Consider the following 20,802-nt stretch of genomic DNA (forward strand, 5'->3'; position numbering starts at 1 on the left):
GATGATACATCATCTCACTTTTATATCCACCCCAAATTAGAGGTCGAAATGGAGTCAAAAGATATAAGGGCTGCTGGTTTAAAGGTTACTTTACCTCGGTTAAAAATTCTTGATATGTTGGAAAGTACTGAGAATAAACATCTGTCAGCTGAGGACATGTATAGGGCTCTTTTAGACGATGGTGAAGAAATTGGGTTGGCTACGGTGTATCGTGTGTTAACGCAATTTGAAACGGCGGGTTTAGTCAATCGTCATCATTTTGAGGGTGGTAACTCAGTTTTTGAATTATGCCAAGATGAGCACCATGACCATATTTTATGTGTGAAATGTGGCCGGGTTGATGAGTTCTACGACGAGATGATTGAGCAGCGTCAAAAAGTGATCGCTAAAGAAAAAGGCTACAAAATAACAGACCATAGTTTATATATCTATGGGGTCTGCCCATCATGCGCTAAATAGCCTTTTCCACCATTTCTTTTGCGTGGGCGATGGTTTTATCTGATAAATCAATACCACCTAACATACGGGCTACTTCATTAATTCTCTGTGTTTGATTTAAGCTATCAATTTTCGTTGTGGTTTGTTGTTGGTTTTTTTGCTTGCTGACTAATAAATGCTGATGCCCTTGAGAGGCGACTTGTGGCAGGTGGGTGACACATAGGACCTGACGGTCGCAAGCTAACTCGCGTAGGCGTATTCCAACTGTTTCAGCAACACCACCACCAATACCTGCATCAACTTCATCAAACACCAAGGTAGGTGTCGTATTGCGGCGGCTAGTGACCACTTGTATGGCTAGGCTAATACGAGAAAGCTCGCCCCCTGATGCCACTTTTCCAATCGGCGAATCTGGCATGCCTGGGTTTGTTGATATAAGGAAGACGACATCATCTAGACCATTTTTTTGTGGCGGCTGCTTCGCCAAATGGTTAACGCTTATGTTTAGTTTTCCATCCGGAAGTCCAAGTGTTTTTAAAGTGTTGGTAATGTTACGGCTTAACTTTAAAGCATGTTGCTTGCGCTCATTATGGAGAAGCTCGGCCTGCTTGCGGTAAAGTGTTTCTGCCTCAGCGATGTCTAGTTGAAGCGCGCTTAATTTCTCGTTACGGTTTTCAAGCAAGTCAAGTCGTGCAGTGAGCTGATTATATTTGTCGGAAAGTTGCGAGGGCTCAACATGCAGTTTTCGAGCTAATTCATGAATGCTGCTTAATTGCTGGTCGAGCAAGCTGAGTTTTTCTGGGTCATCTTCTTGTTGATCAATTTGATGCCTCAAATCACGACTGGCTTCTTGAATTTGAATGCTGGCTTCTTTGATTTGTTCGCCCACGCTTGTAAATTCAGGCGCTAAGTCAGCCAGTAACTCTAATTCATGCGAGACATTATTAATTTGACTATATATAGAAGCGTTTTCGTTTTCATACAATATGTCTATTTGGTGTGCTGAGGTCTCAATGATTTTACGCATATTGGATGCTAACGCGTGTTCTTGCACCAACTCATCGTAGTCAATATGGATAATATTTGCTTGCTCTAATTCATTGATTTGATATTTAAGTAGTTGTTTTTCACTCTCATTGTCTTCATTGCCATCGGTTAGGTGGTGAAGCTCTTCGGTTAATCGTTTCCAATGTGAGTATTGTTTGCGACATTCAAGAAGCAAGGCCTGAGAGGGTAAGGATGAATCGACTAATTCACATTGCTTGCCGGGGTGTAATAAATCTAGGTGTGCATGCTGGCCGTGGATGTTAATAAGGTGTTTAGAAAGTTGTTGTAGGGCTTTTAAATTAACGACTTGACCGTTGATATAAGCTTTTGAACGGCCGTCAGCATTGATGGTTCTTCGAATGAAGCAATCTCCTTGATCATCAAGGTCGTTGTCTATAAGCCATTGCTGGGAGGCCGGTAGATCGGTAATGTCAAACTCTAAGCTAAGATCCGCCTTATTAGCCCCAGGTCTCAATAACGAAGCATCTGCTCGTTCGCCTAGGCACAGTTTCATTGCTGTCAGTAAAATGGATTTACCCGCACCTGTTTCACCGGTTAGCACGGTCATCCCTTGCTCAAGCTCGAGGTTTAATTGATCAACAACAGCTAAGCCTTTTATGTCGATGGATTTAAGCATACCTAAATTTTATGTTTGAGGAGCTTTGCTCCAGTCAAGTTTTACGCGCAGAATATTGAAAAAGTCATGATTCGTTGGGTGTAACAAATGAATTTTATTTTCATGGCGACTGATGTTTATAAGGTCATCTTCAAGGATACTTGGAAGAATGACGTTATCGCATGTTAGTTGCGCCTCGTGCTTATCTCGTTGGCTAAAGCGAATACCAATTTCGCTTTTTCCATCTACCACCAGTGGGCGGTTGCTCAAGGTGTGTGGGTTAATAGGAACCAGCACAATGGCATCCAGCGAGGGGTGCATTAGCGGCCCACCACCGGATAGTGCATAAGCTGTTGAGCCAGTTGGGGTGGCTATGATTAATCCATCAGAGCGCTGAGCATTCACAAAACGTTGATTAACATAGGTTTCAATGTCGATTAAACCAGGGGATTTTAATCGGTGAATGGCGACTTCATTGAACGCTGACTGTTCGTGAATAAGCGTATTGTTACGGATGATTTGAGTGTTGAGGATAATACGTTCTTCCTCATGGTAATGGCCTTCGAGGATTTGCCTTATTTGAACATTCATCTCTTCTGGTGATATATCAACCAAAAAACCAATGCGACCTAAGTTTATACCGACGAGAGGAACCTTTTTGTCAACCAAGGCGCGAGCAGCTGATAATAGTGTCCCGTCACCGCCAATAGACATGATGAGATCACATTGGTCGGCTAATTCACTGATGCTCATGATGTGCTCAGAGGGCAATGAGATATGGTGAGCCGTTTCTTCATCAACAACGATGTTAATATTGGCGTCAATTAACAGCGTATATAATGCTTGAACTGTTGCAGATATATCCGTGGCATTAGGCTTGGAAATCAGCCCAATTCGTTTAAATTTTGTATTCATTTTACTCCTCAGTTGAAGGTAAAAGTTTACACGAAATGTAGCGATTTACACCAGAATCTAAATCTAAATGACGGCTTATTTACTGAGTGTCGGCATTTTAAGGATCAATTTGAATTTTACGCGTGCTAAGCGTGTGTTAGATATCTAATTTTAATTGCTGGAGATCATTTCTATAGCTTTATTGATAAGGTATGCGTTGCTGAATGCCACTCGACTGTTTGGCCTCTATACAAAGTGCCGAAGGGTGGAGTAATCGGTGAACTTTATGGCAAATTGAGCTTATTGTTTGGTTTTGCTGTAAAAGTTTTGGCTGGAACCTTGAAATTTAGAAAACTATCACCATTTAACTAAAACAGTTTATGCGCTTGCCTTAATGGTAAGTCGCTATCAATCAAATTTAAGTGTAAAAAAGAGGAAAGGCTATGGGGTCTGAAGAACAGACAGATCAAGAGAATATTGAACAACCAGCGGTTGAAACGGAAGAAAGTATTGTTGGTGAAATAGTAGAGGATGCATTGAAAGATGAGGCGGAAGGGGAAACTGCTGCCTCAGAAGAGGTTGATTTGCAGGCGGCGCTAGATGCGGCGACCACTCGTGCTGATGAAAACTGGGAAAAATTGTTGCTGGCAAAGGCAGAGGTGGAAAATATTCGCCGTCGAACACAAAAAGATATTGAAAAGGCGCACCGTTTTTCTGTTGAGAAGTTTGCTAAAGAGATGTTGCCAGTAGTCGATAGTTTAGAGATGGGGCTGGCATCAGTGGATGCAGCAGAAGGTGATGTTGTAGCCATAAAAGAAGGGATGGAGTTGACACATAAGCAGTTGCTAGCTTCGCTTGAAAAGTCCGGCGTTAAACAAATTAACCCAGAAGGTGAAAGTTTTAACCCGGACTTACATCAGGCTATCTCTATGGTTCCAAGCCCTGATCATGAGCCTAATACGGTGATACAAGTCTTTCAAAAAGGTTATACGCTCAATGAGCGTTTATTACGTCCTGCAATGGTTATTGTGTCGCAACCTCAAGCACCTACAGAGACAAAGAAAATTGATGAGCAGGCTTGAAAATTAAATTTCACGCCCTTATATCGTAACTAACAGAATAGAATAAATTAAATTTCGGAGATATTTAAATGGCTAAAATTATTGGTATTGATTTAGGAACAACGAACTCGTGTGTTGCCGTATTAGATGGCGACAGCGCGAAAGTACTTGAAAATAGTGAAGGTGCAAGAACAACGCCTTCAATTGTAGCGTTTACAGCAGAAAGTGATGTGCTTGTAGGGCAGTCTGCAAAACGTCAAGCGGTAACAAACCCATCAAACACGGTATTTGCTACCAAGCGCTTAATTGGTCGTAAATTTACAGATGATGTTGTGCAAAAAGACGTCAGCATGGTGCCTTATAAAATTCTAGCTGCCGATAATGGCGATGCTTGGATTGAAGCGCAGGGTAAAAAAATGGCGCCGCCTGAAATAGCTGCGCGTATTTTAATGAAGCTTAAAAAAGATGCTGAAGCATATTTGGGTGAAGAGGTAACAGAAGCCGTTATTACTGTGCCTGCTTACTTTAACGATTCGCAACGTCAAGCAACGAAAGATGCAGGCAAGATTGCCGGTTTAGACGTTAAACGTATTATTAACGAGCCAACAGCGGCTGCGTTAGCTTATGGCATGGATAAGAAAAGTGGTGATCGTACGGTTGCTGTTTATGACTTGGGTGGAGGTACCTTCGACGTTTCAATTATTGAAATTGCTGAAATTGATGGCGAGCACCAATTTGAAGTGTTATCAACCAATGGTGATACATTCTTAGGTGGTGAAGATTTCGATTTACGTATTATCGACTTCCTTGCAGATGAGTTTAAAAAAGAAAACAGCGTAGATTTACACAACGACCCATTAGCACTTCAACGTTTAAAAGAAGCCGCTGAAAAAGCAAAAATCGAGCTATCATCTAATCAACAAACAGATGTTAACTTGCCTTACATTACGGCAGATGCGTCAGGGCCTAAACATTTGAATGTTAAATTGACACGTGCAAAACTTGAGTCTCTTGTTAATGATCTAGTTCAACGTACGGTCGCGCCTTGTGCAACAGCTGTTAAAGATGCTGGTTTATCAGCCTCTGAGATTGATGACGTGATCTTGGTTGGTGGTCAAACACGTATGCCAAAAGTTCAAGAAGTTGTTGCTGAATTCTTTGGTAAAGAGCCACGTAAAGATGTTAATCCAGATGAAGCCGTTGCCGTGGGCGCTGCAATTCAAGCAGGTGTTTTAGCTGGCGATGTTAAAGATGTGCTTTTATTAGATGTAACACCACTTTCATTGGGTATTGAGACAATGGGTGGCGTAATGACAAAGCTAATTGAGAAAAACACGACTATTCCTAGTAAGGCGAGTCAAACATTCTCAACAGCAGAAGATAACCAAACAGCGGTTACTATTCATGTTCTACAGGGTGAACGTGAAATGTCATCAGGCAATAAATCTTTAGGCCGTTTCGACCTTCAAGATATACCGCCTGCACGTCGTGGTACGCCGCAAATTGAAGTGTCTTTTGATATTGATGCAAACGGTATTCTAAATGTATCTGCTAAAGATAAGGCCACAGGTAAAGAACAATCTGTTGTTATTAAAGCATCAAGTGGTTTATCTGATGAGGAAGTCGAAGCAATGATTAACGATGCTGAAGCGCATGCTGAAGAAGATAGAAAATTGCATGAGCTTGTGACTGTTAGAAACCAAGCGGATGGCATGATTCACGCAACTGAACAATCCATTGAAGAAATGGGTGATAAGGTTGATGCCTCTGAAAAAGCAGATATTGAAGCGGCTATTGCGGATCTTCAAGAAGCTATTAAAGGTGACGACAAAGAAGCGATTGAGCAAAAAACTGAAGCCTTAACAACATTGTCTGCTAAGTTAGCTGAAAAAATGTACGCTGATGCAGGCGCTGAAGGGGCGGCTGAAGGCGCTTCTGCTGAAGCAAAGTCTGACTCTGATGCAAATGCTGATGATGTCGTTGATGCTGAATTTGAAGAAGTAAAAGAAGACGATAAAAAATAAGCCTTAAAACATTAGTTTTAAGTTACTTAACTATAGCCCGTGTTGGGCTACGACATGGCCGCCGATTTATCGGTGGCTTTGACGTATTAAAGGTTTGAGAGTCATGGAAAAAGCAGATTTTTACAAAACACTAGACGTTGCTCGAAATGCCAGTGAGCGCGAAATAAAAAAAGCATATCGACGTTTGGCGATGAAGTATCATCCGGATAGAAATACTGATAACCCAGATGCCGAGGCTAAATTTAAAGATATTCAAGAAGCATACGCTATTTTAAGTGATGAGCAAAAACGCGCCGCTTATGACCAATTCGGTCATGCGGGCGTGGATCCTTCTATGGGTGGCGGCAGAGGACACTCTGGTGGCGATTCATTTAGTGATGTATTTGGCGACGTTTTCGGCGATATATTTGGCGGTGGTGGAGGCGGTCATCGTAGCCAAGTGACTCGTGGTGCGGATTTACGCTATAACTTGGATTTGTCTTTAGAAGAGGCTGTTTTTGGTATGGAAACCAAAATAAAAATCCCTACTTCTGTTAGTTGTACGACTTGTAAGGGTACCGGTTCTAAAAGTGGTAAGTCAGGTGTTTGTTCATCATGTGCTGGTCATGGTCAAGTGCGTATGCAACAAGGGATGTTTTCTGTTCAACAAACTTGTCCAACGTGTCATGGGTCAGGATCGCAAATTACAGACCCTTGTGGTAAATGTCGGGGTACAGGGAAAACTAAAGAGCAAAAAACATTATCGGTAAAAATTCCTGCCGGTGTTGATACTGGCGATCGTATCCGCTTGGGTGGTGAAGGAGAAGCAGGAGATCATGGTGGGCCTGCTGGTGATTTATATGTTCAAGTTAATGTTCGTGAACATGCCATATTTACACGTGATGGTGCAAATTTGTATTGCGATATGCCCATTAGCTTTGCAACAGCAACACTTGGTGGCGAACTTGAGGTGCCTACCTTGTCTGGAAAAGTTAAATTAAAAGTTCCGCCCGAAACGCAAACAGGTAAGTTATTTAGGTTGCGCGGTAAAGGTGTTAAGCCTGTAAGAGGAGGGCCTGTCGGCGACTTAATGTGTCGCGTTAATGTTGAAACGCCAGTTAGTTTAACAGCTGAACAAAAGGCGTTGGTTGAACAGTTAGAAGCATCATTTAAAACGGGTGGCACTAAGCACAATCCACAAGAGCATTCGTGGTTAGGTGGTGTTAAAAGTTTTTTTGACAAAATGAAGTCTTAACAGGTTTAGAGTTTCTATAAAGTAAAATAAAGGCTTTAGTGATGTGTATAGCCTAGGTGATGTTGATAAGGGGAAAAGATGACAAAAATAGCGGTATCTGGCGCAAGTGGCCGAATGGGACTTAACTTAATTAAAGCGTGCCAACAAAATAAGTTGGCAACACTTGGTGTCGCTATTGAGCGTGATGGCTCTCCTGCAATCGGTAAAGATGCAGGTGAAATGGCAGGGTTAAGCCAGCAGCAAGTTCACGTTGTTTCAGATTTCTCAAACCAAGCGCCTAACTTTGATGTTTTAGTTGACTTTACTCGGCCTGAGGCTTGTTTGGATAAGGTGTCTTTTTGCCAGTCACAGAAAAAAGCAATCGTAATTGGCACGACCGGATTTAGCGAGGCGGATAAAGCGCAGATAGTGTCAGCGTCAAAAAATATCCCAATTGTGTTTGCGCCTAATATGGGTATTGGTGTCAATGTAACGTTAAAACTTTTAGAGTTGGCGGCAAAAGCAATCGGCCAATCTGTTGATGTTGAGGTGATTGAAGCACACCATAAGCATAAAGTGGATGCGCCATCCGGGACTGCTTTAAAAATGGGCGAAGTGGTTGCAAATGCAATGGGTAAGGCATTAGATGAGTGTGCAGTTTATGCGCGCGAAGGTATTACTGGTGAGCGTGAAGAGGGAACCATTGGTTTTTCTACCATCAGAGGTGGGGATATTGTAGGTGAGCACACTGTTATGTTTGCCGATGAAGGTGAGCGCATTGAAATCAGTCATAAAGCAACAAGTCGAATGACTTTTGCTACTGGTGCAATCAGGGCGGCTTGTTGGCTTGCCGATCAACCTCCTGGCTTATATGACATGCAAGACGTACTAGGTCTGAAAGATTAAATGCCGTCTTTTGTATTGATAGTTTTCTGTTAATATTTAAAGATAACGTAAGGGTTTATGTAAATACTGTTATAAGAATCAGTAATAAAGCAGGACATCAATACTGTTGGGAGCTGGTAATTAAAAGTATAAAGCCGGATGCCGACACATAGGAGAGAAAAGTAATGTCACAAGTTAAAACAGTTGAGCCGGCGCAGGCTTCATCGAATATTAAAAAGTACGTTCTGATTGGTGCTGGGCCAGCCTCTGTGAGGGCAGCAGAGACGCTGAGAAAAGCCGATGCAAATTGTTCAATCACGATGATTGGTCAAGAAAAAGAGTCACCATATTCCCGTATGGCGTTGCCATATTACTTAAGTGGCATGATACAAGATACGGGCACGCACCTTAGAAAAACAGCGGGCCATTTCGATGATTTGAATATTAACCATGTTATTGCAAGGGTTGAAAAGGTAGAGACTAAAAGCCATCAGGTTGTTATTGATAGTGGTGATGTCTTTGAGTATGACAAGTTGATGATTGCGACTGGTTCACGTCCTGCAAATTGCCCTTTCCCGGGATCGGAAACAGAAGGTGTGGTGAATTGTTGGACATTAGCGGATGGTCGACGAATACTTGATTCAATTAAACCAGGCTCTAAAGTAGCTTTATTAGGGGCTGGCTTTGTTGCCTCTATTATTATTGAGGCAATGCTAAAAAAAGGCGTTAATCTGACTGTTATGCTGGGGCGTACTGGCTTTATGGTTAGCCGGATGATGGATGAAACCGCAGGCAAAATGATTCAGTCTTGGTGTGAAGCAAAAGGGGTGGAGATGATCCTGCCCAGTAGTATTAAATCAATTGAGCCTGGCCCAGCTTTGAAGCGTGATGACGACAGCTTAACTGAATACGATTTGATTATTGTTGCAACAGGGGTTTATTCAAATATTGAGTTTTTAGAAGGCAGTGGTATTGAAACGGATAACGGTATTCTTGTCGATGCGGGGCTGCATACCAGTGTTGAAGATGTTTTTGCTGCTGGTGATGTTGCTCAGGGGCCAGACTTTTCAACAGGTGGAAATTCAGTGCACGCTATTCAGCCAACAGCCGTTGATCATGGGCGGATAGCTGCGGTTAATATGATGGGTGGTAACTCTACCTATAAAGGTAGTTTAAGCATGAATGTTCTTGATACATCTGGTTTAGTATCAACTTCATTTGGCAGTTGGGGCGGAGTAGAAGGTGGTGACAGTGCAGTTTTGCTAGATAAAGATAACTATAAATATATTCGTTTAAACTTTAAAGATGATTTGCTGGTGGGTGCTATCACAGTTGGTCGTACGGATTTTATTGGTGTTATGCGAGGATTGATTCAATCGGAAATACCTTTAGGGGAATGGAAAGAAAGGTTAAAAGAAGACCCCACGCTAATAATGAATGCGTATTTGTCGAAATCGCTGGATGTCGCAAAATAATTTGCTAAAAAATATGCTCGTGTTGGAATGGACAATGGGGCACTTAATCCAGTAAAATTCGCGGTCATACATATTAACAATCAAAACGGGTGGTGCCAGTAAAGGTTCTTCCCGTTTTGTATATCTAAAGGTGGTGTAATTTGTCTGACAAAGCGATACTGGTTCTCGAAGACGGTAGTGTGTTTCACGGCCAATCAATTGGCGTTCAAGGCCTGACAACAGGCGAAGTTGTTTTTAATACGTCGATGACGGGTTACCAAGAAATTCTCACTGACCCATCCTATTCACATCAAATTGTAACGCTAACGTACCCGCATATTGGTAATGTCGGCGCAAATGCTGAAGATGAAGAGTCTGCCGCAGTTCATGTGCAGGGTTTGGTTATTAGGGATTTACCGTTACTGCATAGTAATTGGCGTTCAGAAGAGTCCTTATCTGCATATTTAGCTAGAAATAATATCGTTGCAATTGCTGATATTGATACGCGTAGGTTGACAAGAATTCTACGTGAAAAAGGCGCGCAACGAGGCTGTATCATAGCCGGTGAGGAAGTTGATGAGGCGCATGCCTTAGCATCAGCAAAAGAGGTGACGCCACTTAAAGGGCTTGATCTTGCGCAGCTGGTGTCCTGCAAAAAACCTTATGACTGGACAAGCCCAGTTTGGCAGTTAGGGCAAACAAGCAAGCCTGCAACGAAGAAAGCAAACTACAAGGTTGTCGCGTATGACTTTGGCGTTAAGCGAAATATTCTTAGGTTGTTGGTGGAGTCGGGCTGCGAAGTCTGTGTTGTACCAGCGAAAACGCCAGCTTCAGAGGTGTTAGCAATGTCACCAGATGGTGTGTTTTTATCAAATGGCCCCGGCGATCCAGAGCCATGTGATTATGCCATTGAGGCCATCAAAACTATTTTAAAAGAGAAAGTCCCCGTATTTGGTATCTGTTTAGGCTATCAATTGTTGGCGTTAGCCAGTGGTGCCTCAACAGTAAAAATGAAATTTGGTCACCATGGCGCTAACCATCCGGTACAGGACTTAGTAACGCAACGGGTTATGATCACTAGTCAAAACCATGGCTTTGCTGTGAATGCGGATTCTTTGCCAGCTAATTTAAAGGCAACGCATACTTCATTATTTGATAAGAGCCTACAAGGGATAGAGCGAACGGATTGCCCCGCATTTGGATTCCAAGGGCACCCAGAAGCGAGCCCTGGTCCGCAAGATATTGTGTATCTGTTTGACCGGTTTACGACAATGATGGACTCATATAAAGCTTAATTAAGCGAGCGGTCAATGAAAACGTTGACACCCTTTTGTGTACACCTGGCAATTAGCCATAAAAATTTATAAAGAGAATTATGCCAAAAAGAACCGACATAAAATCCGTTTTACTATTAGGTGCAGGCCCTATTGTTATTGGTCAGGCTTGTGAGTTTGATTATTCAGGAACGCAGGCTTGTAAGGCGCTAAGAGAAGAAGGTTATCGCGTGATTTTGGTTAATTCAAATCCAGCGACAATCATGACGGACCCCGAAACAGCCGATGCAATTTATATCGAGCCGGTTGATTGGCAGACGGTTGAAAAAATTATTGAAAAAGAAAAGCCAGATGTGCTGTTACCAACGATGGGTGGGCAGACGGCACTTAATTGTGCGCTAGATTTGGATAGGCATGGCGTGCTTGCAAAACATAATGTTGAAATGATTGGCGCGTCAAAAGAAGCAATAGATAAAGCAGAAGATAGGGATCTGTTTAAAAAAGCGATGACTAAAATCGGTTTGTCGACGCCACGTTCATTTGTTGCACATAATATGGAGCAAGCATTTGAAGCCTTGGATGATATCGGTTTTCCAACAATTATTCGTCCATCTTTTACGATGGGTGGTAGTGGTGGCGGTATTTCATATAACCGAGAAGAGTTCGTAGAGATATGTGAGCGAGGTTTGGACTTATCACCCACTAATGAGTTGTTGATTGAAGAGTCCGTCTTAGGTTGGAAAGAATACGAGATGGAAGTGGTACGTGATCGTAAAGATAACTGTATTATTATTTGTTCCATTGAAAATTTTGACCCAATGGGAGTGCATACAGGGGATTCTATTACGGTTGCCCCCGCCCAGACATTAACCGATAAAGAATATCAAATTATGCGTAATGCATCGATCGATGTATTGCGTGAAATTGGTGTGGATACAGGCGGGTCTAATGTTCAATTTGCCATCAATCCAGAAAATGGTGCGATGATTGTGATTGAAATGAACCCACGAGTTTCCCGTTCATCAGCGTTAGCCTCAAAAGCAACGGGTTTTCCTATTGCTAAAGTGGCTGCAAAATTGGCGATCGGTTACACCTTGGATGAACTAAGTAATGAAATAACAGGGGGCGCAACACCCGCATCATTTGAGCCGTCTATTGATTATGTTGTTACGAAAATTCCTCGCTTTACCTTTGAAAAATTTCCAATGGCAGATGACCGTCTTACTACGCAGATGAAATCTGTCGGTGAGGTAATGTCTGTAGGGCGAACGTTTCAAGAGTCACTACAAAAAGCCTTACGCGGGCTTGAAACAGGTAAGAATGGATTAGACCCAATCGTTGATTTAAACGAAGAAGGGGTTGATGCTATTTTAAGGCGTGAAATACAACAACCAGGTGCTGATCGTATTTGGTATTTGGCAGATGCGTTTAGGAAAGGCTTTGGTTTAGAAAGTATTTTTGAGCAAACAAAAATTGATCGCTGGTTTTTGATTCAAATAGAAGATTTGTTAAATGAAGAAGCTGTTTTATCAAACAGTGAGCTTGCTTCAATTGATAATTTAACAATGTATCGATTGAAACGAAAAGGTTTCTCAGATGCGCGATTAGCTGCTTTACTGGGCGCTAAAGAAAGTGCCGTAAGGGCAGCCCGACACGAGATGAATATTCGCCCTGTTTATAAACGGATTGATTCTTGTGCAGGTGAGTTTTCGTCTTCTACAGCTTATATGTATTCTACTTATGAACAAGAGTGTGAATCACAGCCAAGTGACCGTGAGAAGATTATGGTATTGGGTGGCGGCCCAAACCGCATAGGACAGGGAATCGAGTTTGATTATTGTTGTGTCCATGCAGCGTTGGCAATGCGTGAAGACGGGTATGAAACCATTATGGTTAACTGTAACCCTGAAACGGTATCAACTGATTTTGATACCTCAGACCGTTTGTACTTTGAATCGTTAACACTGGAAGATGTGCTTGAAGTCGTGCACCTTGAAAAGCCAAAGGGCGTGATTGTTCAATACGGAGGTCAAACACCGCTAAAACTAGCGGAAGATTTAGAAGCTGCAGGCGTCCCAATTATTGGAACATCACCGGAAGCTATTGATCTGGCAGAAGATCGTGAGCGTTTCCAACAATTAGTTGAAAAGCTAGGGCTTTTACAGCCACCTAATAGAACCGCGCGAAATCCAGAACAAGCCGTACTTCATGCAGAAGAAATTGGTTATCCGCTAGTTGTAAGGCCATCATATGTATTGGGTGGTCGTGCGATGGAAATCGTTTATAACGAAGCAGAACTTCGTACATATATGCGAGAAGCAGTTAGTGTTTCAAATGATTCACCGGTGTTATTGGACCGTTTCTTAGATGATGCTGTTGAAGTCGATGTAGATGCTATTTTCGATGGTAAGGAGTTGTTAATCGGCGGCATTATGGAACATATCGAGCAGGCGGGTGTTCACTCGGGCGATTCGGCCTGCTCATTACCTCCATTTGATTTGAGTCAGCAGGTGCAAGATAGAATGCGTGTACAGGCTAAAGACCTTGCTCGTGAATTAGGCGTTGTCGGTTTGATGAATATTCAATTCGCTATTAAAGGGGATGATATTTATATCTTAGAAGTAAACCCCCGTGCATCACGCTCAGTTCCTTTTGTATCGAAAGTGACGGGGTACCCGTTAGCGAAAATTGCAGCTCGTTGTATGGCAGGGCAGTCATTAGCGGATCAGGGCACCACTCAAGAAATTATTCCTAAGTATTTCTCGGTTAAAGAGTCGGTTTTCCCATTTGTTAAATTTCCTAATGTAGATCCGTTATTAGGCCCTGAGATGAAATCAACAGGTGAAGTGATGGGTGTAGGGGATACATTTGGAGAGGCATTCGGTAAATCACAGCGTGCTGCTGGTATTGAATTATCAAATAAAGATAAAGTATTGTTTAGCGTTAGAGATGCTGACAAAGATAAAATGATTAATTTAGCCAAAGTATTGGTTTCACGCGGGAAGCAAATATTGGCTACAAAAGGGACGGCAGATGCCTTAAAGGCAGCTGGGGTTGAATGTGAGCTAGTCAACAAGGTTAACGAAGGCCGTCCTCATATTGTAGATGTGGTTAAAAATGAACCTATTCAGCTAATCGTTAATACCACAGAAGGTAAACAAGCGATTCTTGATTCATTTTCAATCCGTCGTGAATCGTTACAAAATAAGGTGACATATTGCACTACTATGGCGGGTGCTAAAGCGACAATTGATGCATTGGCAGATATTACTGTGAAAGAAGTCAGAGAGCTTCACGCATTGCAAGCACGTCATTAAGTTGTAAAAATTAAGGATTATTTATGAGTAAGGTACCATTAACTAAAAAAGGCGCAGAAAGCCTTAAAAAAGAATTGGACGAGCTAAAAAATGTAAAGCGTCCTAAAGTGACCGAAGCGATTGCTGATGCTCGCGCGCACGGTGATTTAAAAGAAAATGCTGAATATCATGCGGCCAGAGAAGAGCAGGGCTTAATAGAAGCACGGGTTCGTGATATTGAAAGCAAATTAGGAAATGCACAAATTATAGACGTTTCTACCATGGACGCTAACGGCAAAGTTATTTTTGGTTGTACCGTTGAGCTAGAAAATATCGAGACAGAAGAGTTAGTTGTCTATACGATTGTTGGCGAAGATGAAGCAGATATAAAGAAAAACTTAATTTCCTATGCATCCCCTTTTGCAAAAGCATTGATAGGAAAGGAAGAAGGGGATGTTGCTGAGGTAAGAGCGCCTGGTGGAGTCACAGAGTTTGAAATTTTGGATGTTCGTTACGAATAAGCTTTTTTATCTTGGTTTTCTCTGTAAAAAACAGCCATAAAACCAATGCTTTGAATGAGTTCTGAGGCGGTTTTATCAGCAATCTCTTGAATGATCGCTTTTTTGTCGTCTCGATCATCAGCAGACACTTTTACCTTAATCAGCTCGTGGTGCGTGATCGCAGACTCAATCTCGTCTAATACATTACTGGTTAGGCCAGACTGACCTAGACGAACAACAGGCTTTAAAGAGTGTGCGTGTGCCTTTAGTTTCTTTTTTTGCTGATTTGATAATGCCATAGTGTTTCATTAAATTCTGTTAAGTTAGGTCGCGCATTCTACACTTAAAAGATACAAGAAGGTGCGTCTGTTTTGTAGATGTACCTATGTTAACAGTGGGTAAACAAATAATAATGCAAAGGTATGACCAAGCATAAAAACAAACAAAAGTGGCTGGATGAGCATTTTAACGATGAGTATGTAAAAAAAGCTCAACAAATGGGGCTTCGTTCGCGCGCCGTATTTAAATTAGAAGAAATTGACAAAAAAGACCGGTTATTGAGGCCTGGACAAATTGTGGTGGACTTAGGTGCCGCGCCGGGTGGCTGGTCAGAATATGCCATAAAAAAAATCACAGGCGATGGGCGAGTCATCGCGTTAGATTTATTAGATATCGATCCTATTGATGGTGTTGACTTTATTAAAGGTGACTTTAGTGACGACGAGGTTTTTGAGCGCTTACAAAACTTAATCGGTCATCAAACAGTCGATATAGTGATGTCTGATATCGCGCCTAATATGAGTGGTAGTAAGGCGATTGATCAACCAAAATCCATGTATTTAGCAGAATTGGCATTAGATTTTGCAAAAAACAGTTTAAATAGCCGGGGCTCGTTTTTGATAAAGCTGTTTCAAGGTGAAGGGTTTGACCAGTATCTTCAAGAGGCTAAAAAAGTTTTCTCGACAGTACTGATTCGAAAACCCAAAGCTTCACGCGCACGTAGTCGAGAGGTTTACCTTTTGGCAAAGGGCTTGAAATTGTAGTAATCTAACCCCATAAATTACTGAATGAATTTTAAAAATAACAGTTTAATTGAGCACTGTCATAAACATCACGAGGGAGTAACACTTTGAACGAAATGGTTAAGAACATTATTATGTGGGTGGTAATCGCCGTCGTGCTGATGTCCGTATTCAATAATTTTGGTGGATCAAAACAATCATCAACTAGTAATTTAAGTTATTCGCAGTTTATCAGTGCTGTTAATGCAGGCCAGGTTAGTAAAGTGTCCATAGATGGGCCTAATATTAGTGGTCAAACTACGTTAGGTGAGCGTTTTACAACACGTAGTCCTGGTGATATCCACCTTGTTGATGACTTACTAAAAAATGGTGTTGAAATTATTGCCAAACCACCTGAAGAGCAATCGGTGCTTATGTCAATTTTAATATCATGGTTCCCGATGCTCTTGTTGATTGGTGTGTGGATATTCTTTATGCGCCAAATGCAAGGTGGCGGAGGCGGTGCTGGTGGTCGTGGAGCAATGTCCTTTGGTAAAAGCAAAGCGAAACTATTAAGTGAAGATGAAATAAAAGTAACGTTTGCTGATGTGGCGGGTGTTCAAGAAGCAAAAGAAGAGGTTGGAGAGGTTGTTGATTTTTTAACAGACCCTAGTAAGTTTCGAAAATTAGGTGGTTTAATCCCACGCGGAATTTTAATGTCGGGTTCGCCTGGTACAGGTAAAACCTTGTTAGCGAAGGCGATTGCTGGTGAAGCTAAAGTGCCTTTTTTCAGCATATCGGGTTCTGATTTTGTTGAAATGTTTGTTGGTGTAGGGGCTTCACGTGTTCGAGACATGTTTGAACAAGCCAAGAAAAACGCACCGTGTATTATTTTTATCGATGAGATTGATGCGGTTGGCCGTGCCCGTGGTATTGGTATTGGTGGTGGTAATGATGAGCGTGAGCAAACCTTGAATCAATTATTGGTTGAGATGGACGGGTTTTCTGGTAATGAAGGGGTGATTGTTATTGCCGCGACTAACCGTCCTGATGTTTTAGACCCGGCTTTATTACGCCCAGGTCGTTTTGATCGACAAGTGGTTGTTCCTTTACCAGATATTAGAGGGCGCGAGCAAATCTTAAAAGTGCACCTTAAAAAGGTGCCTCTCGGTGACAGTGTTAACCCTAATGTGATTGCACGAGGCACACCGGGCTTTTCAGGTGCAGATTTGGCTAACTTGGTAAACGAAGCGGCATTATTTGCGGCTAGAGCTGATAAGAAGTTAGTTGATATGAACGACATGGAGAACGCTAAAGATAAGGTGTTAATGGGCGCAGAACGTCGTTCTATGGTGATGAGTGAAGACGAAAAAAGGTGCACGGCATATCACGAATCAGGTCATGCAATTGTTGGTCGCTTAGTGCCTGAGCACGATCCTGTCTATAAGGTGACCATCATTCCACGTGGGCGAGCGTTAGGTGTCACAATGTTCTTACCTGAGCAAGATCAAATTAGTATCAGTAAACAGAAGTTAGAAAGTCAATTATCAAGCTTATATGGTGGTCGCTTAGCAGAGGAAATTATCTTTGGTGAAGAAGCGGTAACAACTGGTGCATCAAACGATATTGAAAGAGCGTCCGCTATTGCTAGAAATATGGTAACTCAATGGGGTTTTTCAGAAAAACTTGGCGCATTAAATTACGGAGAAGATGAAAATGCAATGGGGCATTCTGGTGGTCAAACTAAGATGATTTCGGATGAAACAGCCGAGCTTATTAATAAAGAAGTTCGAGTGTTTATTGATAGAAACTACGAGCGTGCTAAGAACTTATTGACTGAAAATATTGATATTTTACACTCTATGTCAGAAGCGTTAATGAAGTATGAAACACTTGATAGCGATCAATTAGACCAATTAATGGCTCGTCAGCCAGTGAGTGAACCTAAAGATTGGGAAAATGATGATCAATCTGGTTCAGGGAAAGCGACGATAGAAGATAAAGACGCTACAGATAAGGAGTCAAAGCCGACTATTGGAGGCCCTGCTGAACAACCTTAATGCTGTGAAGAGTCGTCTTGACCAAATATTTGATCTAAAGAGCCCCCAAATTATGGGGGTTCTTAATATTACGCCGGATTCTTTTTCTGACGGAGGTTCTTTTACACAGATAGAATCAGCGGTGCAACATGCCTTGAAGATGGCTGAGCAAGGCGCCACAATTATTGATATTGGCGGTGAATCTACACGGCCTAATGCATTACCTGTTTCTACACACGAGGAAATCCTAAGGGTGGTTCCTGTTATTGAAGGAATTCGACTTAAATCGGATATTGCCATTTCAATTGATACCAGCAAAGCTGATGTTATGAAGGCTGCCATAGAGGCCGGAGCGGACTTTATCAATGATGTGTATGCCTTACAGAGACCGGGTTCACTGGATATGGCGGCTTCTTTAGGAGTGCCTGTCTGTTTAATGCATATGCAAGCAGACCCTACCACGATGCAAGATCAACCATATTACCTTAATGTGGTTGAAGAGCTGAATGATTTTTTTGCTCAGCGTATAGCGGCCTGTGAGCAAGTCGGTATTGCTAAAGGGAAGATTATATTAGACCCAGGGTTTGGCTTTGGTAAAACCTTACAACATAACCTGACATTATTGGCGAAACTAAAAGAGTTTGAGAGCCATGGCTGCCCAATATTGGCTGGCCTATCAAGAAAATCAATGTTTGGTCAGTTATTAGATAAAAAAGTCGATGAGAGATTAATTGGCAGTGTTAGTGCCGCGTTGTTAGCAGTGGCTAATGGTGCGTCTATTGTTCGTGTGCATGATGTTGCTGAAACAGCTGATGCGTTAAAAGTCTATATGGCTGTTCAGGCTGCCAAATGAGGAAACTATGACAAGAAAATATTTTGGTACCGATGGTATTAGAGGCTTAGTTGGGGAAGGGGTCATTACTCCCGAATTTATTTTAAAGCTGGGTTGGGCGACCGGGAGAGTGTTCGAGCAACAAGGGCATTGTAAAATTGTAATTGGCAAAGATACTCGTATTTCCGGTTATATGTTTGAATCGGCATTAGAGGCTGGTTTAGTTGCAGCAGGCGCAAATGTTCAGTTATTAGGCCCTATGCCAACCCCAGGAATTGCATATTTAACGAGAACGCTCCGTGCCAATGCAGGAATAGTCATTAGTGCTTCACATAACCCTCATTATGATAATGGTATAAAGTTTTTTTCTAGTGAAGGTGAAAAGCTTGCCGATGAGATAGAGCAAGCGATAGAACAAAAAATGGACGAGCCACTCATCGTTGTGGAATCGTCTCGGTTAGGTAAAGCTAACCGTATTAATGATGCGGCGGGTCGATACATAGAGTTTTGTAAAAGCACGATTTCTTCAATGATCGACTTATCTTCTTTAAAAATGGTTGTCGATTGCGCACACGGCTCTACCTATCATATTGCTCCTTATGTGTTTAGTGAATTAGGTGCGGAGGTGATTAAAATAGGTGCTGAGCCAAACGGCATTAATATTAATGATGGTTGTGGAGCAACTAACCCTCAGGCGTTAACCGAGGCGGTTTTATCCAATAATGCTGACTTTGGTGTGGCATTAGATGGCGATGGCGATCGATTAATCATGGTTGACCACTTAGGCGAAGTGTTGGATGGTGATGATATTTTGTATATTTTAGCCAAAGGTCGTCAATCAAATGGTTATTCAGGTTCATCTGTTGTAGGAACATTGATGACTAATCTAGGCGTTGAACACGCACTCAACAGATTAGGTATTGACTTATTACGCTCAGCAGTTGGAGACCGGCATGTTATTCAGTTGATGAATGAATCAGAGTCAATCTTGGGTGGTGAAGGGTCTGGGCATATAATTTGTGCTGATAGAACGACAACAGGTGATGGAATTATTTCAGCTCTACAAGTGATTGAGATTATGATGCGCGAGAGCACCTCTTTGAATGAACTAAAAAGTGATATTCAAAAGTATCCTCAATGTATGATTAATGTGAAGCTAAGTGGTGCTAAAAAGTTTGCGATGACGGATGATATTAATAAAGCCGTTGCTTCTATCGAGAAGGTTTTAAAAGGCGCAGGAAGAGTATTGTTAAGGCCTTCTGGCACAGAACCATTAGTTAGGGTAATGGTTGAAGGCGAAGATGTGAAGTTAGTGGAAAAACTGGCGATGGACCTTAGTAAAACAGTTGAAAGCCTACTTGACGCTTAAGGGGTGAATTGGGCGTGAGTGCTCGCTTAATTAAGATTGATTTATTGCTGAATAGCCGCTAACCTTGCTCGTTTTTTAAGGTAAGAAGTTTGATGCGTCGATCACTGGTTATTGGAAACTGGAAGATGAATGGTTCACTTGACTCAACAAGTGAAATTTTACGTGCAATTGAAACGACAATTGATGATAAAATAACGTGTGATATAGGAGTCTGCGTGCCTTTCGTCTATATAACGGCTGCACAAGAAATAACTAAACCGACAGTGATAACCATAGGTGCTCAAACTGTTTCAGAGTATCAGTCTGGGGCATATACCGGTGAAGTGTCGGCGCATATGTTGGAAGATGTTGGCTGTAGCTGGGTACTAATAGGTCACTCAGAAAGGCGAACACTATTTAATGAAGCAAATGCGCAGCTGGTTAAGAAAGTGCTGGCAGCCCAAATGACTGGCGTTACTCCTGTTTATTGTGTTGGTGAAACACAGGAAGAATACAAGTCTGGTGCTACATTTGATGTAATTAAAGATCAGGTTGAGGCGTTATTAAATAATAGCGCTGTAGATTTGACGCAATTGGTTCTGGCTTATGAACCCGTTTGGGCCATTGGAACGGGGTTAACGGCCTCCCCTGACGAGGCTCAAAAGGTGCATGCTTTTATAAGAGCATTGGTTAGCGAGAGAGATATAAATGCAGCTAACATGCTTCGCATTTTATATGGCGGAAGTGTAAAACCAGATAATGCATTGTCATTGTTTGGACAAAAAGATATTGATGGTGGTTTGATAGGTGGCGCATCCTTGGATGCAAAAGCGTTTGTTTCAATTTGCCAAAAAGCGTAAAAATAAACTTGGTGGGTAAG

17 protein-coding genes are annotated in these 20,802 nt (G+C 42.0%); 14 read left to right on the forward strand and 3 right to left on the reverse strand.

From position 1 onward, the window contains the following. Positions 1–48 precede the first annotated feature (48 nt). Entirely contained in the window at positions 49–459 is a 411-nt protein-coding gene (gene fur, locus CPC19_RS05485) for a ferric iron uptake transcriptional regulator (RefSeq protein WP_015006271.1), read from the forward strand. On the opposite strand, the gene recN is transcribed toward fur, so the two are convergent. Together recN and CPC19_RS05495 are read right to left on the reverse strand one after the other, a co-directional pair. Next, positions 452–2,122: a DNA repair protein RecN gene (gene recN, locus CPC19_RS05490; RefSeq protein ID WP_015006270.1), complete on the reverse strand. Its 1,671-nt coding sequence runs from the start codon at positions 2,120–2,122 to the stop codon at positions 452–454. The genes fur and recN overlap by 8 nt on opposite strands. A 9-nt stretch (positions 2,123–2,131) precedes the next feature. Next, positions 2,132–3,016, reverse strand: coding sequence for an NAD(+) kinase (locus CPC19_RS05495; protein WP_015006269.1), 885 nt, complete (start codon positions 3,014–3,016; stop codon positions 2,132–2,134). 422 nt (positions 3,017–3,438) lie between these two features. On the opposite strand from CPC19_RS05495, the gene grpE reads away from it, so the two are divergent. The 8 genes from grpE to greA all read left to right on the forward strand — a co-directional run bounded on the left by grpE (position 3,439) and on the right by greA (position 14,723). Continuing rightward, positions 3,439–4,077, forward strand: a complete 639-nt coding sequence (gene grpE, locus CPC19_RS05500; RefSeq protein WP_015006267.1) for a nucleotide exchange factor GrpE — start codon at positions 3,439–3,441, stop codon at positions 4,075–4,077. A gap of 68 nt (positions 4,078–4,145) precedes the next feature. Further along, complete coding sequence (gene dnaK, locus CPC19_RS05505) at positions 4,146–6,080, forward strand: molecular chaperone DnaK (protein ID WP_015006266.1); 1,935 nt, start codon at positions 4,146–4,148, stop codon at positions 6,078–6,080. A gap of 103 nt (positions 6,081–6,183) precedes the next feature. After that, positions 6,184–7,314, forward strand: a complete 1,131-nt coding sequence (gene dnaJ / locus CPC19_RS05510) for a molecular chaperone DnaJ (protein ID WP_015006265.1) — start codon at positions 6,184–6,186, stop codon at positions 7,312–7,314. Positions 7,315–7,392: 78 nt separating this feature from the next. Then, a complete protein-coding gene (gene dapB, locus CPC19_RS05515) occupies positions 7,393–8,199 on the forward strand; it encodes a 4-hydroxy-tetrahydrodipicolinate reductase (protein ID WP_016390051.1) in 807 nt (268 codons plus the stop codon). 164 nt (positions 8,200–8,363) lie between these two features. Continuing rightward, entirely contained in the window at positions 8,364–9,653 is a 1,290-nt protein-coding gene (locus CPC19_RS05520) for an NAD(P)/FAD-dependent oxidoreductase (protein WP_016390052.1), read from the forward strand. Positions 9,654–9,793: 140 nt separating this feature from the next. After that, positions 9,794–10,927, forward strand: coding sequence for a glutamine-hydrolyzing carbamoyl-phosphate synthase small subunit (gene carA, locus CPC19_RS05525; RefSeq protein WP_016390053.1), 1,134 nt, complete (start codon positions 9,794–9,796; stop codon positions 10,925–10,927). 80 nt (positions 10,928–11,007) lie between these two features. Beyond that, on the forward strand, positions 11,008–14,223 hold the full coding sequence (carB, locus tag CPC19_RS05530) for a carbamoyl-phosphate synthase large subunit (RefSeq protein WP_016390054.1): 3,216 nt from the start codon (positions 11,008–11,010) through the stop codon (positions 14,221–14,223). Positions 14,224–14,246: 23 nt separating this feature from the next. Continuing rightward, on the forward strand, positions 14,247–14,723 hold the full coding sequence (greA, locus tag CPC19_RS05535; protein WP_015006260.1) for a transcription elongation factor GreA: 477 nt from the start codon (positions 14,247–14,249) through the stop codon (positions 14,721–14,723). Here greA and yhbY read toward each other — a convergent pair. After that, entirely contained in the window at positions 14,714–15,001 is a 288-nt protein-coding gene (gene yhbY / locus CPC19_RS05540; protein ID WP_015006259.1) for a ribosome assembly RNA-binding protein YhbY, read from the reverse strand. The two genes, greA and yhbY, sit on opposite strands and share 10 nt — an antisense overlap. A gap of 123 nt (positions 15,002–15,124) precedes the next feature. Between yhbY and rlmE the strand changes: the two genes are divergently transcribed. The 5 genes from rlmE (at position 15,125) to tpiA (ending at position 20,782) form a co-directional block, all read left to right on the forward strand. Further along, entirely contained in the window at positions 15,125–15,745 is a 621-nt protein-coding gene (rlmE, locus tag CPC19_RS05545; protein ID WP_016390055.1) for a 23S rRNA (uridine(2552)-2'-O)-methyltransferase RlmE, read from the forward strand. 95 nt (positions 15,746–15,840) lie between these two features. Beyond that, on the forward strand, positions 15,841–17,763 hold the full coding sequence (ftsH, locus tag CPC19_RS05550) for an ATP-dependent zinc metalloprotease FtsH (RefSeq protein ID WP_201765919.1): 1,923 nt from the start codon (positions 15,841–15,843) through the stop codon (positions 17,761–17,763). 52 nt (positions 17,764–17,815) lie between these two features. Beyond that, entirely contained in the window at positions 17,816–18,595 is a 780-nt protein-coding gene (gene folP, locus CPC19_RS05555) for a dihydropteroate synthase (RefSeq protein WP_016390057.1), read from the forward strand. 7 nt (positions 18,596–18,602) lie between these two features. Beyond that, the gene (glmM, locus tag CPC19_RS05560; RefSeq protein ID WP_016390058.1) at positions 18,603–19,943 is read left to right on the forward strand and encodes a phosphoglucosamine mutase; all 1,341 of its coding nucleotides are present in this window, start codon (positions 18,603–18,605) and stop codon (positions 19,941–19,943) included. Positions 19,944–20,035: 92 nt separating this feature from the next. Next, positions 20,036–20,782 carry a triose-phosphate isomerase gene (tpiA, locus tag CPC19_RS05565; RefSeq protein WP_035850512.1) on the forward strand — a complete coding sequence of 249 codons (747 nt, stop codon included), beginning with the start codon at positions 20,036–20,038 and terminating at the stop codon, positions 20,780–20,782. Positions 20,783–20,802 lie beyond the last annotated feature (20 nt).

The organism is Cycloclasticus sp. PY97N, from assembly GCF_002443175.1.
Taxonomy (GTDB): Bacteria; Pseudomonadota; Gammaproteobacteria; order Methylococcales; family Cycloclasticaceae; genus Cycloclasticus; species Cycloclasticus pugetii.

Excerpts from the sequence above, each read along its gene's own strand:
- fur (WP_015006271.1), top strand. The coding sequence starts at position 49 with ATGGAGTCAAAAGATATAAGGGCTGCTGGTTTAAAGGTTACTTTACCT.
- recN (WP_015006270.1), bottom strand. The coding sequence starts at position 2,122 with ATGCTTAAATCCATCGACATAAAAGGCTTAGCTGTTGTTGATCAATTA.
- CPC19_RS05495 (WP_015006269.1), bottom strand. The coding sequence starts at position 3,016 with ATGAATACAAAATTTAAACGAATTGGGCTGATTTCCAAGCCTAATGCC.
- grpE (WP_015006267.1), top strand. The coding sequence starts at position 3,439 with ATGGGGTCTGAAGAACAGACAGATCAAGAGAATATTGAACAACCAGCG.
- dnaK (WP_015006266.1), top strand. The coding sequence starts at position 4,146 with ATGGCTAAAATTATTGGTATTGATTTAGGAACAACGAACTCGTGTGTT.
- dnaJ (WP_015006265.1), top strand. The coding sequence starts at position 6,184 with ATGGAAAAAGCAGATTTTTACAAAACACTAGACGTTGCTCGAAATGCC.
- dapB (WP_016390051.1), top strand. The coding sequence starts at position 7,393 with ATGACAAAAATAGCGGTATCTGGCGCAAGTGGCCGAATGGGACTTAAC.
- CPC19_RS05520 (WP_016390052.1), top strand. The coding sequence starts at position 8,364 with ATGTCACAAGTTAAAACAGTTGAGCCGGCGCAGGCTTCATCGAATATT.
- carB (WP_016390054.1), top strand. The coding sequence starts at position 11,008 with ATGCCAAAAAGAACCGACATAAAATCCGTTTTACTATTAGGTGCAGGC.
- greA (WP_015006260.1), top strand. The coding sequence starts at position 14,247 with ATGAGTAAGGTACCATTAACTAAAAAAGGCGCAGAAAGCCTTAAAAAA.
- yhbY (WP_015006259.1), bottom strand. The coding sequence starts at position 15,001 with ATGGCATTATCAAATCAGCAAAAAAAGAAACTAAAGGCACACGCACAC.
- rlmE (WP_016390055.1), top strand. The coding sequence starts at position 15,125 with ATGACCAAGCATAAAAACAAACAAAAGTGGCTGGATGAGCATTTTAAC.
- ftsH (WP_201765919.1), top strand. The coding sequence starts at position 15,841 with ATGGTTAAGAACATTATTATGTGGGTGGTAATCGCCGTCGTGCTGATG.
- folP (WP_016390057.1), top strand. The coding sequence starts at position 17,816 with ATGGGGGTTCTTAATATTACGCCGGATTCTTTTTCTGACGGAGGTTCT.
- glmM (WP_016390058.1), top strand. The coding sequence starts at position 18,603 with ATGACAAGAAAATATTTTGGTACCGATGGTATTAGAGGCTTAGTTGGG.
- tpiA (WP_035850512.1), top strand. The coding sequence starts at position 20,036 with ATGCGTCGATCACTGGTTATTGGAAACTGGAAGATGAATGGTTCACTT.